The 14,710-nt window shown below is 56.8% G+C and carries 15 protein-coding genes; 13 read left to right on the forward strand and 2 right to left on the reverse strand.

Translation table 11 applies throughout. The features are described from left to right. Nucleotides 1–84: 84 nt before the first annotated feature. Complete coding sequence (locus tag GQF00_RS16105; RefSeq protein WP_161320318.1) at nucleotides 85–1,113, reverse strand: hypothetical protein; 1,029 nt, start codon at nucleotides 1,111–1,113, stop codon at nucleotides 85–87. A 117-nt stretch (nucleotides 1,114–1,230) separates the two neighbouring features. Between GQF00_RS16105 and GQF00_RS16110 the strand changes: the two genes are divergently transcribed. From GQF00_RS16110 to GQF00_RS16165, 12 genes are all read left to right on the forward strand, one after another. Further along, nucleotides 1,231–1,452, forward strand: a complete 222-nt coding sequence (locus tag GQF00_RS16110; protein ID WP_161320320.1) for a VF530 family DNA-binding protein — start codon at nucleotides 1,231–1,233, stop codon at nucleotides 1,450–1,452. A 212-nt stretch (nucleotides 1,453–1,664) separates the two neighbouring features. Then, complete coding sequence (locus tag GQF00_RS16115; protein WP_161320322.1) at nucleotides 1,665–2,177, forward strand: hypothetical protein; 513 nt, start codon at nucleotides 1,665–1,667, stop codon at nucleotides 2,175–2,177. A gap of 81 nt (nucleotides 2,178–2,258) precedes the next feature. Then, entirely contained in the window at nucleotides 2,259–3,215 is a 957-nt protein-coding gene (locus GQF00_RS16120) for an MBL fold metallo-hydrolase (protein WP_161320324.1), read from the forward strand. Between the two features lie 156 nt (nucleotides 3,216–3,371). Then, nucleotides 3,372–4,202: a metal-dependent hydrolase gene (locus GQF00_RS16125; RefSeq protein WP_161320326.1), complete on the forward strand. Its 831-nt coding sequence runs from the start codon at nucleotides 3,372–3,374 to the stop codon at nucleotides 4,200–4,202. Between the two features lie 135 nt (nucleotides 4,203–4,337). Continuing rightward, nucleotides 4,338–6,128 carry an ABC transporter ATP-binding protein/permease gene (locus GQF00_RS16130; RefSeq protein ID WP_161320328.1) on the forward strand — a complete coding sequence of 597 codons (1,791 nt, stop codon included), beginning with the start codon at nucleotides 4,338–4,340 and terminating at the stop codon, nucleotides 6,126–6,128. 114 nt (nucleotides 6,129–6,242) lie between these two features. Then, nucleotides 6,243–7,124 carry a glutathione-dependent disulfide-bond oxidoreductase gene (gene yghU, locus GQF00_RS16135; protein ID WP_161320330.1) on the forward strand — a complete coding sequence of 294 codons (882 nt, stop codon included), beginning with the start codon at nucleotides 6,243–6,245 and terminating at the stop codon, nucleotides 7,122–7,124. Between the two features lie 57 nt (nucleotides 7,125–7,181). After that, entirely contained in the window at nucleotides 7,182–7,523 is a 342-nt protein-coding gene (locus GQF00_RS16140; RefSeq protein ID WP_161320333.1) for a DUF3703 domain-containing protein, read from the forward strand. A 52-nt stretch (nucleotides 7,524–7,575) separates the two neighbouring features. Continuing rightward, complete coding sequence (locus tag GQF00_RS16145; RefSeq protein ID WP_161320335.1) at nucleotides 7,576–7,791, forward strand: DUF3820 family protein; 216 nt, start codon at nucleotides 7,576–7,578, stop codon at nucleotides 7,789–7,791. A 14-nt stretch (nucleotides 7,792–7,805) separates the two neighbouring features. Next, nucleotides 7,806–8,486 (forward strand): DUF4336 domain-containing protein, encoded by a 681-nt coding sequence (locus GQF00_RS16150; RefSeq protein ID WP_161320337.1) that lies wholly within the window; start codon nucleotides 7,806–7,808, stop codon nucleotides 8,484–8,486. A 118-nt stretch (nucleotides 8,487–8,604) separates the two neighbouring features. Beyond that, on the forward strand, nucleotides 8,605–9,522 hold the full coding sequence (locus GQF00_RS16155; RefSeq protein WP_161320339.1) for a histone deacetylase: 918 nt from the start codon (nucleotides 8,605–8,607) through the stop codon (nucleotides 9,520–9,522). Between the two features lie 154 nt (nucleotides 9,523–9,676). Beyond that, nucleotides 9,677–10,057: a sirohydrochlorin chelatase gene (locus tag GQF00_RS16160; RefSeq protein WP_161320341.1), complete on the forward strand. Its 381-nt coding sequence runs from the start codon at nucleotides 9,677–9,679 to the stop codon at nucleotides 10,055–10,057. Between the two features lie 195 nt (nucleotides 10,058–10,252). After that, nucleotides 10,253–11,464, forward strand: a complete 1,212-nt coding sequence (locus GQF00_RS16165) for a serine protease (protein WP_161320343.1) — start codon at nucleotides 10,253–10,255, stop codon at nucleotides 11,462–11,464. Nucleotides 11,465–11,574: 110 nt separating this feature from the next. On the opposite strand, the gene speE is transcribed toward GQF00_RS16165, so the two are convergent. Then, entirely contained in the window at nucleotides 11,575–12,435 is an 861-nt protein-coding gene (gene speE / locus GQF00_RS16170; RefSeq protein ID WP_161320345.1) for a polyamine aminopropyltransferase, read from the reverse strand. Nucleotides 12,436–12,631: 196 nt separating this feature from the next. Between speE and speA the strand changes: the two genes are divergently transcribed. Then, nucleotides 12,632–14,512, forward strand: a complete 1,881-nt coding sequence (speA, locus tag GQF00_RS16175) for a biosynthetic arginine decarboxylase (RefSeq protein WP_161320347.1) — start codon at nucleotides 12,632–12,634, stop codon at nucleotides 14,510–14,512. Nucleotides 14,513–14,710 lie beyond the last annotated feature (198 nt).

A 14,710-nucleotide genomic window follows, 5' to 3' on the forward strand; every position in this document is an offset into this window, starting at 1 on the left:
TAATAATGGTGTTTTTGTGTATTCAATAGCTCATGGCTGGGTGGCGCTATCCGGGTTGCTGCGGATCGTAGCAACCCGGGCCAGTCATTCTGTGGCAGGCAAGGCAACGGGCTTGTCCATGAACAGCGCCAGTCGAATCAGGTCCACGTACATCTGCTCTTTGCCGGCATGGCTGAGCAGGGAAACGTTACTGCCATCCCTGAGATTCAGCTGGATCTGGCTGTTGATGAAGCTTCGCTCCCCGGTGGTGAGCAGTTGATTGAGCTGCAGGGATTCCACGTCGCGGAAGGCGATGTCACGATTTTCTGTGCCGAGATGGATCTGTTGCTTGCGGCGGTCTATGCGTGCACCGCTGGTGGTGAAAAACAGCACGTAGAACCCGGCAATAGTAAAGGGTATCGAGACCATCAGGCTGTTTGACAGTGTGCTCCATTGCAGATCGGCAAAGGGCACGTGGCTGTTCAGCATACGCTCGATAAAAAAGTAAATGTCCACCGCCAGGCTGCCTTGTGGTGCCAACATGAAGGCCAGCCCCATGGCGGTGAGCGTGCTGCTGCGGGTAATGTGCAGCTGGTTTTGATTGCGGGGCTTGATGCGACCGGTGACGAAGTTGCTGGCGTTACTGATCGGGGCGGCACCGTTGCGATAAGCGCCGGGATCCACCAGTAATTCAGGAATGTCCGCCGTGTGACTTTCCAGCCAGCGTTTTTCTTCCCGCGTCAGGTGGCTGCTTCTTCCGGCAAGGGCGTAGATCGTCATCAGCACGAAAATGACCAGCATGAAACCGTGCCCGACCCAGTTGCGGATCAGCGGGGTGTAAAAATATTGGTCGGTCTCTTCAAGTCCGATGATGGCGGCATGCAGCTTCTCCCTGCTCTTGCCTAGATGGGCAATCAGCCAGCGATCATGATCCGACAGGGACGGCTTGGCTTGAGTGCGGGTGATGTCATCGTCCATCTTCTGCAGTTTCGCCTTTTGTTTGGCGATGTTTTCCTGCAGGTTGATTTTCATTTCCTGCTGGCTATCCCAGGTCGTACTCAGCTGGTGGATAACCTTGCCTGCCGCGAGAGAGACAAAGAGCAGTATCAGCAGGATGAAAAATCCTTTTTTCATGGCGGATTCCCGAAAAGACAGCGCAATCAGCGCATTCGAAATGAAAAGAAGCGCGTATCATACAGACTGTCCAGGTAGAGGACAGACGTTATCTGTCCACAGAGCAGGAGAATGATGATGGCAGGGGCACAACCCAATAATCCGCTGCACGGTGTAACGCTGGAGAAAGTCGTGACTGAGCTGGCTGACCACTATGGCTGGGAGGAACTGGGTGACCGCATTCGCATCAATTGCTTCAGAAGTGATCCTTCTGTGAAGTCCAGTTTGAAATTCCTGCGCAAGACCCCCTGGGCCCGTGAGAAGGTGGAGGCGTTATATGTGGAGACATTTACTGACTGACCGGGTTGGCGTCTTGCTCAATTGGACTGGGGGGGCTGGAGGATGCCGGTTTTATGTCTGTTGGGTCAGATGTTCGACCGCTGACGTCTGACCAGCCACCATTCCCCACACCCTGAAGGATGGCTGCCCGAGCCAAGGCGCGCACGGTTTTGTTGCTTGTGTCTGTGGGTTAGGCTTGAAACTTGAAAAGGCTGCGGGAAGGGAACCCGGATATGAAACTGGCGCAACTCGTTCTGATTGGCTTGATGTCTCTGCTCAGTGTTGCCGTTCAGGCACAGTGGTCGATGGCGACATATCTCGGTCATGTCTATGCCGGTGAACACGGTCGTCACGATGGGGCCGCCAAGTTCGGCATCGGAATGCTTTGCCGGCATGGCGATCGCGTCCCTGCCTATGTGCTGGTTCATCGCCGTTTTGTCACCGCCGGTGGTCCGGCCACGGAACTGCCTGCCCGTTTTGAAGCTGGCGAGGTGTTCCGGGAATTCCGTATCGATGGTGTGCACTATGGTGATGTGGGCCCTCGCCACGGTGTCCATGACGCTGACAATCATATGTTGATCTTCGCCAGCACCGTGTCACTGGATTCCCCCATCATCCGGGCCATACGCAAGGGCAGCGAACTGGATGTGCTGTATGTGGACAAGGAAGGCCGAGAGCTCTACGTGTCCGATTTTTCCCTGGAAGGATCCGCCGCTGCCCTCAATCAGGTGGCTTGCCCGGACTGAAAACCGGGTGCCACTTTGGTCGGCTGTGGCGGCCCTGCGTCAGGGGGTATAGTGGTCTTCCCGCCTTGCCAGGAGTCGCCCATGACGTTTCAGGTTTACCATTCGTTGCCGTTCGGCATTACCCGCATTGATACTGCCATGGTCCATGAGGAGCTGGCGGCCTGTTACCTCATGGAAGAAGCAGGCGAGTGCGCCATCATCGAAACCGGTACGCACAATACCGTGCCAATTATCCTGGCCCTGCTGGATGAGAAGGGCATTGATCGCGGTGCGGTGAAGTATGTGATCCCCACCCATGTACACCTTGATCATGCCGGTGGCGTGGGCGGCTTGATGCAGGCACTGCCTCAGGCCACGTTGCTGATTCACCCCCGTGGCGCACGGCACATGATTGATCCTTCGAAACTGAAGGCCGGAGCCACCGCCGTATACGGTGAAGAACAGTTCGCCGAGGTCTATGGCGATGTCATTCCCGTGGACGAGGGTCGGGTGCGCATCATGGAAGACGGCGACTCGGTGATGCTGGCGCAGCGCGAGTTGGTGTTCTATGACACACCGGGTCACGCCCGTCATCATTTCTGTGTCCATGATCCCGCGTCGAAGGGTATCTTCACCGGCGATACCTTCGGCCTGTCCTACCCGTCACTGGTGACCGAGAACGGTCCCTTTACTTTACCTACCACTACGCCGGTGCAGTTCGACCCGGAGCCTCTGAAGCACTCCATCCGCAGATTGCTGGCGCTGAAACCGGAGCGCATGTTCCTGACCCATTACGGAATGCTGGAAGACCCGCAAGAACCGGGCGAACGGCTGTTGGGAATGGTGGACGACTATGTGACGCTGGCCGAACAGGCTGCCCCGGGAGAGGCGGCCGGGCTGTTGGAAAGGCTGGAATCGGCCCTGCAGGAATACCTGTTTGGCAGGGCTCGCGACCATGGTGTCACCCTGTCTAAGGATGAACTGCAGGCGGCGTTGGGGTTTGATATAAATCTCAACAGTCAGGGGCTGAAGGTCTGGCTTCAGCAACGCCAGCCCTGAGGATTAGGCGGCTGAGGCCTTGTTCATGACCTCCGGCGGACGGCCCAAAATGACAGTCGAATGACGCGACATGACCTCGAGGGGCCTGCGCATGCAGTGCATATTGGCTAAAGGCGTGCCCTGCCAGGGTCAGTATGGCAACAACGAGGAGGCTCCATGAACGCACAAGCCCGTCTGCAAAAGGCCATTGATATTACGGTCCGCAAGCTATCTCTGCGGCCCAGCGCCGACATTGATCGCCATTTTCACAGTGGCGATCCGTTCCTGAGCGCGTTCTTTGCCGCCATGAGTAGCGTGTTCCCGGATGGCGAGCGCTTCTTTATCGACTCTGTGCGTCATTACCAGCCGCAGCTAAACGATCCAGAGCTGGTGCAGCAGGTTCGCCGCTTCATTGGTCAGGAGGCCCACCATGGGCAGGAGCATGAAGCCTTCAATCAGTGGCTGACGGACAAGGGCTATCCGGTCGGTGAGACGCTGCGCCGACTGGCTGAGGGCCTGACGGCGGCCCGCCAGCGATTGTCCGCCCGCCAGCAATTGGCCATGACGCTGGCGCTGGAGCATTTCACCGCCATCATGGCCAACCAGTTCCTGACCATGCCGGAGCTGTCCGAAAAAATGCATCCGGAAATCCGTGAACTGTTCATCTGGCATGCGGTGGAGGAGACCGAGCATAAGGCCGTGGCATTCGACGTCTACCAGACCGTGGACGGGGGCTACTGGAACCGGGTCATGATCATGTTGCAGGTAACGCTGTTGTTCTGGCTTGCCATTACCCGGATCACTTGGCGCAACCTGAAAAGCGAGGGCAACGCTTCGCTCGGTCGGATGGTGCGTGGCTACGGGTGGCTGCTGGTTAAACCGGGGCCGCTGCGCAAGCTGCTGCCGGAGTACCTGGATTATTTCCGTCCGGGATTTCACCCCTGGGACCAGGATAACCGCGAACTGATTCGGCCTTTGCAGGACAGCATGGCCAAATATGAGGTATAACAGGTTAACAGGACATCGGTGTGCGCTACACATGATTGCCTGTTAAAGCCCGCTTCGGCGGGCTTTTTTGTGGGCCTCTGTTGCTGGCGGACATTGCTATACTGTGGCCCTACTCTTTCCCAGACAGGTCTTTTTATGCGCGGCATGAGCCAGGACATTACGCCGAAACCCATCGACTGGTCCGTACTCAAAACCCTGTTTCCCTACCTGCTGGAATTTCGCGCCCGCATCGCTCTGGCGGTGGCCTGTCTGGTGCTGGCCAAGCTGGCCAGTGTGGGCTTGCCCTTCATCCTCAAACACATTGTCGATGACCTGGATGCGGAGGGCGCCAGCCAGCTGATTACCTTGCCTCTGGGATTGTTGCTGGCCTATGGGGTGGTGCGCTTTTCCAATGTGCTGTTCGGTGAGTTGCGCGACACCCTGTTCGGCCGCGTGACCGAGCGGGCCATGCGCCGGGTGGGGTTGAAAGTGTTCCGCCACTTGCATGCGCTGGATCTGGATTTTCATCTCAACCGGCGCACCGGCGGATTGTCCCGGGATATCGAGCGGGGCACCAACGGCATCAGCTTTCTGTTGCGTTTCATGGTGTTCAACATCCTGCCCACCCTGCTGGAAATCGGCATGGTGATCGGCCTGTTGCTGTGGAATTACGATGCCTGGTTTGCCGTGATCGTGGCCTTGTCTGTGGCAGCGTATGTGGGCTTTTCCGTGTATGCCACGGAATGGCGGCTGGCCTTTATCCGCGAAGCCAATCAGGCAGAGTCCTCCAGCAGCACCCGTGCCATCGACAGTCTGCTCAACTACGAGACGGTGAAATATTTCACCAACGAAAACTTCGAAGCGGACAATTACGACGAAAACCTGGCGGACTGGGAGCAGGCCCGCCGCAAGAATCGTCTGTCCCTGTTTGCGCTGAATGGTGGCCAGTCACTGATCATTGCTGCCGCCATGACGGTGGCCATGGTGCTGGCGGCGGTGCAGGTCACAGACAAGGTGATGACCCTGGGTGACTTCGTATTGATTAACGCGTTCATGATGCAGGTGTTCATGCCGCTGAACTTTCTCGGTTTTGTCTATCGGGAAATGAAAGGGGCAATGACCAATATCGAGAACATGTTCGCGATTCTGGATGTGGCGCCGGGTGTGGTGGATCTGCCAGAGGCCGGCGAGCTGAATGTGGGAGACGGCGAGATCGAATTCCGTGACGTACACTTTGGCTACGGTGATGGACGTGAAATTATCGGCGGTGTCAGCTTCACTGTGCCCTCCAAACAAAAGGTGGCGATCGTCGGCAGCAGCGGCGCGGGCAAGTCTACCCTGTTCAAATTGCTGTTCCGGTTTTACGATCCGGCCAGCGGGGATATCGCCATTGACGGGCAATCGATACGTTCAGTAAGTCAGGTGTCCCTGCGCCGGAATATCGGGGTCGTGCCCCAGGATACCGTGTTGTTCAACACCAGTATTTTCGAAAATGTCCGCTACGGCCGTATTGATGCCAGTGACGAGGAAGTGCGTGAAGCCATCCGCCTGGCCTATCTGTCAGACTTCGTCGCTTCGTTGCCCAGGGGCGAGGCCACCCTGGTGGGCGAGCGCGGACTGAAGCTGTCCGGCGGAGAGAAGCAGCGTGTGTCCATTGCCCGGGCGCTGCTCAAGCAGCCTCCGATCATGGTGTTTGATGAGGCTACCTCATCGCTGGACAGCCATTCCGAAAAAATCATTCTCAGGGCCATTGAGGATATTTCCCACCAGCAAACCACCCTGGTGATTGCCCATCGCCTGTCTACCATCATGAATGCGGATCGCATCATCGTACTGGACAAGGGTCGGGTGGCGGAGCAGGGCAGTCACAGTGAATTGCTGGCCAGGAAAGGCTTGTACGCTCACCTCTGGGACGTACAGCAACATGAGTCCGCGGGAACAGATTGACTGAGTTGAGGCATTTCATCGGTTTTTCCCGCTTGTTCCTGCGCGCCGGACTGGCCATCATGAATCACCATTCCATACCAGGCAGGCCAAGCCTGCCTCTGACCAGGAGCGAACATGTCTGACCCAATCTACACCCCGCCAAAAGTCTGGAAATGGGATCAGGAAAGCGGTGGCAAGTTTGCCAACATCAATCGCCCCGTCGCCGGCCCCACCCACGACAAGGATCTGCAGGTGGGCAAGCACCCCTTGCAGCTTTACTCCCTGGCGACGCCCAACGGGGTGAAGGTTACCGTGATGCTGGAAGAGCTGTTGGAGAAAGGCCACAGCGAGGCAGAGTACGATGCCTGGCTGATCAACATCCAGAATGGTGACCAGTTTGGCAGCGGCTTTGTGGAGGTGAATCCGAACTCCAAGATTCCCGCGTTGATGGATCACAGCGTCACCCCGCCGCGGCGTGTGTTCGAGTCCGGGAACATCCTGTTGTATCTGGCCGAAAAGTTTGGCGAGTTCCTGCCGCAGGATCCTGATGCCCGCACTGAAACCCTCAACTGGTTGTTCTGGCAGATGGGCAGTGCCCCCATGCTGGGTGGTGGTTTTGGGCATTTCTACGCCTATGCACCGGAGAAATATGAGTACCCGATCAATCGCTACACCATGGAGATCAAGCGGCAGCTGGACGTGCTGGATCGTCAGTTGGCGGAAAACGAATACATCGCTGGCGGGGAGTACACCATTGCCGACATGGCCATCTGGCCCTGGTACGGTGCCCTGGTAACCAACAAGGTGTATGAGGCGGCAGAGTTCATCGAGGCGCATACCTATACCCATGTGCTGCGCTGGACCCACCAGATTGCCCAGCGCCCGGCGGTGCAGCGGGGGCGCAAGGTGAATCGTGCCTGGGGGGAGCCTTCCAGCCAGCTCTGGGAGCGCCATGATGTCAGCGATTTTGAGTTGAAAACCCTGGATAAATTGACCGGTGGTGATGGCAAGTCTTGAACCTGCAATCGTTGCAGGGTGTTGGATGTGCATGATGAAACCCACTGGAGTGAATTCATGCATCTGAAACAGCAACAGGCCTTTGCGGCTGCCATGGCCGATGCCCGCCAGGCTTACCGGAAACGGCAATGGGATGAGGCATTTACGAGCCTTGAGCGAGCCCATATTCTTGGCCAGCAGCACACTCTGGCGCATGTGGCCAGCCACTGGTGGATGCTGAAGGTCGGCTGGCGACGGGGCGACTGGCATGAGGTGCGCGGCCAGATTCTGCGGTTGCCCGCCGCCCTGTTGTTGTCACGGCTCTGGGTACCAGCGGGCAATAGCGGGGGCAGCAATGTGAGCCCGTTCAAGCCCATGCCCTTACCGAAGGATCTGGAGAAGATAATGGCCGGGCGGTGAAAGGGACAGACACAGTCGGCAAACTGGCGTTCACAAAGGCAATTGAGTTGTAATGGATTTCAAACAGGAAGATCTCAAAGCGCTGATTGACCGGACCATGCCCTTTGGCAAGTATCAGGGGCGGGTGCTGATCGATTTGCCGGAGCCTTATTTGTTGTGGTTTGCCGACAAGGGGTTTCCAAAAGGTGAATTGGGGCGGCTCATGGCGCTGGCATTGATGCTGAAAATGGACGGTACCGAAAAGTTGCTGGAGCCGCTGCGCTCCTAAAGGGAATGAATGTCATGGCAAGACTGAAACCACTGACTGATAACATCTGGCATGCTGCCATTCCTCATACCTTCATGGGGCTGCATGTTGGCAGCCGGATGACGGTGGTCAAGTTGTCTACCGGTGGTCTGTTGCTGCACTCACCGATACCGGTGGATGATGCGCTGGCGGCTGAGTTGGCGACGTTGGGCGAAGTGAAGCACATCGTGTGTCCTAACCTGTTTCACCATGTCTTTGCCGCTGACGTGAAGGCCCGTTACCCGCAGGCCATTCTCCATGGTCCGCAAAAACTGGCAGCAAAACGCAAGGATCTGAGTCTGGATGCGGTTTTGACAGAAGTTCCCCACCCTGACTGGGGCAATGATTTCGAGCTGGTCTTTATTGAAGGCTCCATGCTCAACGAAACCGTCTTCTATCACCGTGCAACCCAGACCCTGATTGCGGCGGACCTGATTGAAAATTTCCATCAGTGTGATCATGGATTTACCCGCTGGTATCTGAAGCTCGGCGGCCTGTGGAAGAAGCCGGGCTGGCATCCGATCCTGCGTCTGGTCTACCTCAACCGCCGCAAGGCCCGCGCCAGCATCACCCGCATTCTCGACTGGCCAGTGGAAAATCTGAGTCTGGCCCACGGTGATGTGATCACCGGGCACGCCCGTAACCAGCTTTATCTTGGTCTCCGTTGGCTGCTGTAGGAGCTTGCCTGCAAGCGATCCAGATTACAGTTGAAGTGGGGCGGAAACGCTAATCGCCCCATTGCCCCAGCCGAGACTCGTCGCCACAATGCCTGTACACCCGAAACCCGGCAGGCCAATGCTTCCCCTCGTCTATCATCCGGACTACAGCTTTCCGTTCCCCGGAGAGCACCGCTTTCCCATGGAGAAATTCTCGCTGCTGCATCGGCATCTGCGTGTCCAGGGTATCGCTAACCGGGACAATGAGTTTCGGCCGGGTCGGGCGAAAGCGTCTCTGCTGGGGCAGGTGCATTGCCCGGACTATGTGGACGCCATCGTCACGGGTACGCTGGATCAGAAGGCTCAGCGGCGTATGGGCCTGCCGTGGAGCGCCGGACTAATGAAGCGCACTTGCATTGCCCCCATGGGCACGCTGCTGGCAGCGCAGTTGGCCCTCCGGCATGGCCTGGCGTGTCATCTGGCAGGCGGTACACACCATGCTCATTACGATTTCGGTTCCGGCTTCTGTATTTTTAATGATCTGGCTTTTGCGGCGAGGCAGTTGCTGGCCAGCGGTGCGGTTGCAAGAATCCTGATCTTCGATTGTGACGTGCATCAGGGTGACGGCACAGCGGCCATGCTGGCGCAAGAGCCGCGAGCTTTTACCTGCTCGATTCATTGCGAGAAAAATTTTCCAGTGCGCAAAATGGAAAGCGACCTGGACGTGGGTCTGCCTCTGGGCATGACAGACCAGGATTATCTGGATACGGTGTTTGAAACCCTGGAGACATTACTGCAACAGGTTCGGCCTGACCTGGTGCTTTATGATGCTGGAGTGGATATCTACCAACATGATCCCCTGGGTCGACTGGCGATTTCCCTGCAGGGCATTGCGGACCGGGACCGTGGCGTGATTCAGCGGTGTCGGGATAACGGCATTCCTGTGGCCACGGTGATTGGTGGCGGCTACGATGATGACAGGGAGGCGCTGGCCCGCCGTCACGCTCTGGTGATTGAGGAAGCCGCTAGAATTGCAGCTGAGGCGAGTCACCAGTAACGACTTTCGAGCTGGGGAGAGCTGCCATGAAGCGCACTTTCCTGCCTTCCCCACTTCGATTTTCGCAACCTGACACTTGTCACTTGCTGGCCCAGACGTTTGCTCAGGCGCATAAGCCAGCATATTTTACCAACGGCATTACCCAGGAGTCTGCATGTCAAACGCCCTGCTGATCATGGCACACGGCAGCCGTAGCGAAACGGCCAATGATGAATTCCGCGCGCTGGTGAAAATCGTGGCGGAATCCGCCCATGCCAGTGGCCGGGAGTACGCCGCCGTAATCCCCTGCTTTCTGGAGTTGGCTCAGCCTTCCCTGATTGAGGCGATCCAGCAGCTTGAGCATCAGCCGGTGAGCACGGTGCAGCTTTACCCCCTGTTCTTTAACCGGGGCAAGCATGTGGGGCGTGATATCCCGGCACAGATAGAAGAGGCGCGAGCGCGTTTTCCGGATTTGAAGATCGAGCTCCTCGACTATTTTGGCAATGCGCCAGGTCTGGCCGGACTGGTCCTGTCGCATATTGCGGATCAAAGTTGATATCTGGAGTCAGAGGGGGGTGTTCATATTTTCACCGCAGGCCATCTTAATGAATGAGCCCACCCTTTGACATCCCTGGGCCCCTTCGGTCGCGGTGTCTGTCCGGGTATTATATTGGTTTGCCATTGTTCTCTGCCCGATCGCGCTGTTTTCCCGTTCAGGCAGGTGTTTTGAATCTGCCAGGTTGAATTCGCCATGAAACAACAGATAGTCATCTCCATTTTTCTGGTGCTGGTAGCGCCGATAGCCTGGTCTGCGGCGCAGATGGCACCTACCGGGGAAAACATTCCTGCAGATCTTTCAGGCGAAATAAAAAGCCGGGGTATTCTCGGTTATGACGATCGCAAGAGCAGTCTTCAGCTCCCGACGTATCTGGAAAAGTACCGTCGCCGTGTTGGGCAGCTGATCACCTTTCTGCCTGCGGAAAAGGGTAAGATTTCCCGATCGACGTGCACCGGCTCTCTGATTCAGAAAAACTACATTATTACCGCTGCACATTGTGCGCTTGATGCCAATGGTCAATTGCTGGACAACCAGTTCTTTTATCCGGACATCCAGGAAGGGCGTGTTTCCTATAACAAGTACCGGGTTGTCAGAGTTTTCTTCCCTTCGGACTATTCTCATAATGCCAACGCGGATACTGGCAGGGATATTGCCATCATGGAGTTGGATCGTTCCGATGAAGGGAAGCATGCCGGTGAAGTGGCGGGCTGGTTTGGATTCTGGGGAAAAAACGAGTTTCCCAGTGGCAAGGTGACCACCATTGGCTATCCCGGCGACAAGGAGCACGGCCACCAATACTTCCAGGAGAACTGCAACGCCGTAAACAGCAATCCTTATGACCCTGATGATCTCAGAATAGATTGCGATGTGTTCAGAGGACAGAGCGGCAGCGCGGTTCTGGTGTATTCACCCGATTATGATGCCTACCACGTTCACGGGGTCATACAGAGTGAATCAAGAGTCATGAACTTTGGCTCGCGAGTGTCGCCGGAGCGGCAAAATATTTTCAATTATATCGTCAAGGGTGAGTTTGGTTCTTCTGCGTATCAGGCGGAGAATTTCTCTGAATCCTGGCGAAGCCTTGCCTATGCCAAGCCAGACAAGGTTCACGTTTATGCCAGAAATGAATGCGGCAATGACGACCTTTACATTGCTTACAATTACAAGAGCGATAGCGGTGAATGGGTGACCGAGGGTTTCAACAAGCTTGAGCCCAAGCACGAGATGGAGATTTTCAATACGGGGAACGGCGTTTACTACCTGTCGGCAAGAAACCCCAGCGGAAAGATTTTCACCCGTAGCGACATGAAGAAGTACATGCCGTACTACGATACCAGTATTGGCCTGCAAAAATATAATGTGAAAGAGTTTGGTACCTTTACCTATAGCTTTGGCTGTGATTGAGGCTGTTAACACTGAATAGTTAACAGCGAAAGACGAAGCTGAAAAAATGCCCTTGTTTCTTTGGAAGACAAGGGCATTCTTGTTTGGGCTTTGGGCTTTGGGCTTTGGGCTTATTTGCCGATTGCCGCCTGCATAAACGGCGGTAGCACCAGGGCGCCCTTGTGAATGGCAGCGGAGTAATAGCGGGTGTCGAAGCCTTTGCCAGTGGCGTCGGTTTCCCGGAATTCGCTCACGTCGGTGTTCTTGCCGGCCATGGTGCAGCTCCACCAGCCGCTGGGATACACAGGCTGCGGGAAGGGCAGGGTCTGGGTGCTGGTGAATCCGGCTTCGCGCATGTTGGCGTGCAGATCCTTGATGATGGTGTCGCTGTGCAGTAGCGGGGATTCTGACTGCTGCACAATGATGCCGCCCTCGGCCAATACACGGTGGCAGTCACGAAAGAAGTCCGCCTTGAACAGACCTTCTGCCGGGCCCACGGGATCGGTGGAGTCCACAATGATGACGTCCACGCTGCCGTCTTGGCAGTTGCGCATGTACTGCACGCCGTCTTCGAACAGCAGCTCGGCACGGGGATCGTCATTGGATTCGCACAGCTCCGGGAAATACTTCTCGGAGTAGCGGGTCACCATCTCATCGATGTCGATCTGTGTGGCTTTTTCCACGCCCGGATGACGCAGTACTTCGCGCAGGGTGCCGCAGTCGCCGCCACCGATGATGACGACACGCTTGGGATTGGCGTGGCTGAACAGCACCGGGTGCGACATCATCTCGTGGTAGAGGAAGTTGTCGCGGGTGGTGAGCATGGTGGCGCCATCGATGGTCATCAGGTAACCGAAGCTGTCGGTTTCCCACATCTCGATGTGTTGATACTCGGTCTGTACCTCTTCCAGCTTCTGCTTCAGGCGCAGGCCGAAGGCGGTGCCAGCGGTGTCAAAGTGCTCGTAAAACCAGTTGTCTTGGGTGCTGCTCATGGGCCTTTCCGGTGGGTGGAGGCGTTATTGCCCCCGGGTGGTTAATAGTCGCGATTGTAAGACCTCTGCCCCCCCTGTCAAAGGTTGAATCCAGCCCCCAAAAAGGGATGCGACGGACGGCAGCAGGCAGGCATAATGGCGGCACTGAGCGTGCCAGTGTGGCGCGTATTGCATGTCAGCGTTAACAGGACAGGTAATGACCGATTCAAGCTCCGTACCAGCCAGTGAAATCTATAACGTGGATCGCTGGGGTGACAGCTACTTCCGTATTGATCAAGGCGGCGAGCTGTGTGTGCGACCCAATGGCGAACAGGGCGGTGAAGCGCCCCTGGAAGCGGTGCTGGAGGCCTGTCGGGCAGCCGGATTGCGGGCGCCGGTACTGGCGCGGTTTTCCGGGATTCTGCGCCAGCGGGTCAAGCAGCTGGCCGGTGCCTTCCGTGAAGCCATCGACGGTCATGGCTATCAGGGGCTGTACACCCCGGTGTATCCCATCAAGGTGAACCAGCAACGGCGGGTGGTGCATGAGATCATCCGTGCCCGTGAGGACGGTGAGCGTATCGGTCTGGAGGCAGGCTCGAAGCCGGAATTGCTGGCGGTGCTGGCACTGTCGAACCCCGGCGACACCATTGTCTGCAATGGCTACAAGGATGCCGAGTATCTGCGCCTGGCGCTGATGGGTGAAAAACTGGGTTTCCATGTGCACATCGTGGTGGAGAAGATGTCCGAACTACCGGCCTTGCTGCGCATTGCCGATGAGCTGGGCGTGTCACCGCGTATCGGTCTGCGGGTGCGGCTGATGAGTATCAGCAAGGGTAACTGGCAGAACACCGGGGGCGAGAAATCGAAATTTGGCTTGAGCGCGCCTCAGCTGATGAGTGCCATCGAGCATTGTCGCCAGGCGGGCCGCCTGGATTGCGTGAAGCTGCTCCATTTCCACCTGGGTTCCCAGGTAGCCAACATTCAGGATATCAAGGCGGGCATGCGTGAAGCGGCCCGTTACTATGCCGAGATGCGCGCGCTGGGCGCCGCGGTGGAAACCGTGGACGTTGGCGGTGGTCTGGGGGTCGACTATGAAGGCACCCACTCCCGTTCCTATTGCTCCATGAACTACGGGGTGGCGGATTATGCCCGTCACATTGTGCAGACCCTGCAGCAGCAGTGTCAGCAGCGTGATTTGCCTGAGCCCAATATCATTTCCGAATCCGGTCGGGCGCTGACAGCGCATCACGCGGTGTTGCTGGTGAATATCACCGACCAGGAATCCCAGTCGCCGGTGAGTGTCGGGATGCCGGCTAACGAGGATGTCCCCGAGCTGCATCAATTGTGGGAATTGCAGCAGCTGCTGCAGGGCGACGCAGGGAATCTGCTGGAGCGCTTCTCTGAAGTGGTCGGCGCCTGGCAGGATATTCATCAGCGTTACCTGGCTGGGGATCTTGATCTGAATGCCAGGGCTCGCGGCGAGCAACTCTACGTGAATTGTCTGCTGGCACTGCGGGCACGGCTGAACCCGCTGCGCAAGCAGCAGCGGGAGTTGCTGGATAACCTGAATGAAACCCTGGCGGACAAGTTGTTCGTGAACTTCTCCGTGTTCCAGTCGGTGCCGGATGTGTGGGGTATCAATCAGGTGTTCCCTGTGTTGCCGCTGTCAGGCCTGGACAAGCCGATCACCCGTCGCGCGGTGCTGCAGGATATCACCTGTGATTCCGATGGCCGTATTGACCAGTTCGTGGATGGTGAAGGGGTGGAATCTTCCCTGCCGCTGCCGGAGGAGATCAATGGTCATCTGGGTATCTTTATGGTCGGTGCGTATCAGGAGATTCTTGGCGACATGCACAACCTGTTCGGTGATACAGACTCGGTGGATGTGGACGTCACCGATGACGGCCAGATCGTCCTCGATCACGCTATTCAGGGTGATACCGTCAGCTCGGTCCTGCGTTATGTGAACTACGACCCGGAGCGTCTGTTGGAGACTCTGGAACAGAATTGCCGCCAGGCCCATTTAAGCGCCGAAGAGCAGGATGGCTTCATTGAGCTGGTAAGGGACGGGTTGGCAGGGTATACCTATCTGGAATGATTGTTAGCTACGAGCTACGAGCTACAAGCTACAAGCTACAAGCTACGCTTTTTTGAATAGGGAAACCCGGAAGGTTCCTCTCGGGTTTTGACTTTTTGGGCCCGGCGCGGTGCCTGCGCTGTTCGTTTCCCGGTGCAGTGGTCCGCGTTGTGGTTTGAAGCTTGAAGCTTGTCACTGATTTTTCAGCCAGCAAGGAGA

Origin of the sequence: Alcanivorax sp. DP30 (genome assembly GCF_009882945.1) — a bacterium.
Classification (GTDB): domain Bacteria; phylum Pseudomonadota; class Gammaproteobacteria; order Pseudomonadales; family Alcanivoracaceae; genus Alcanivorax.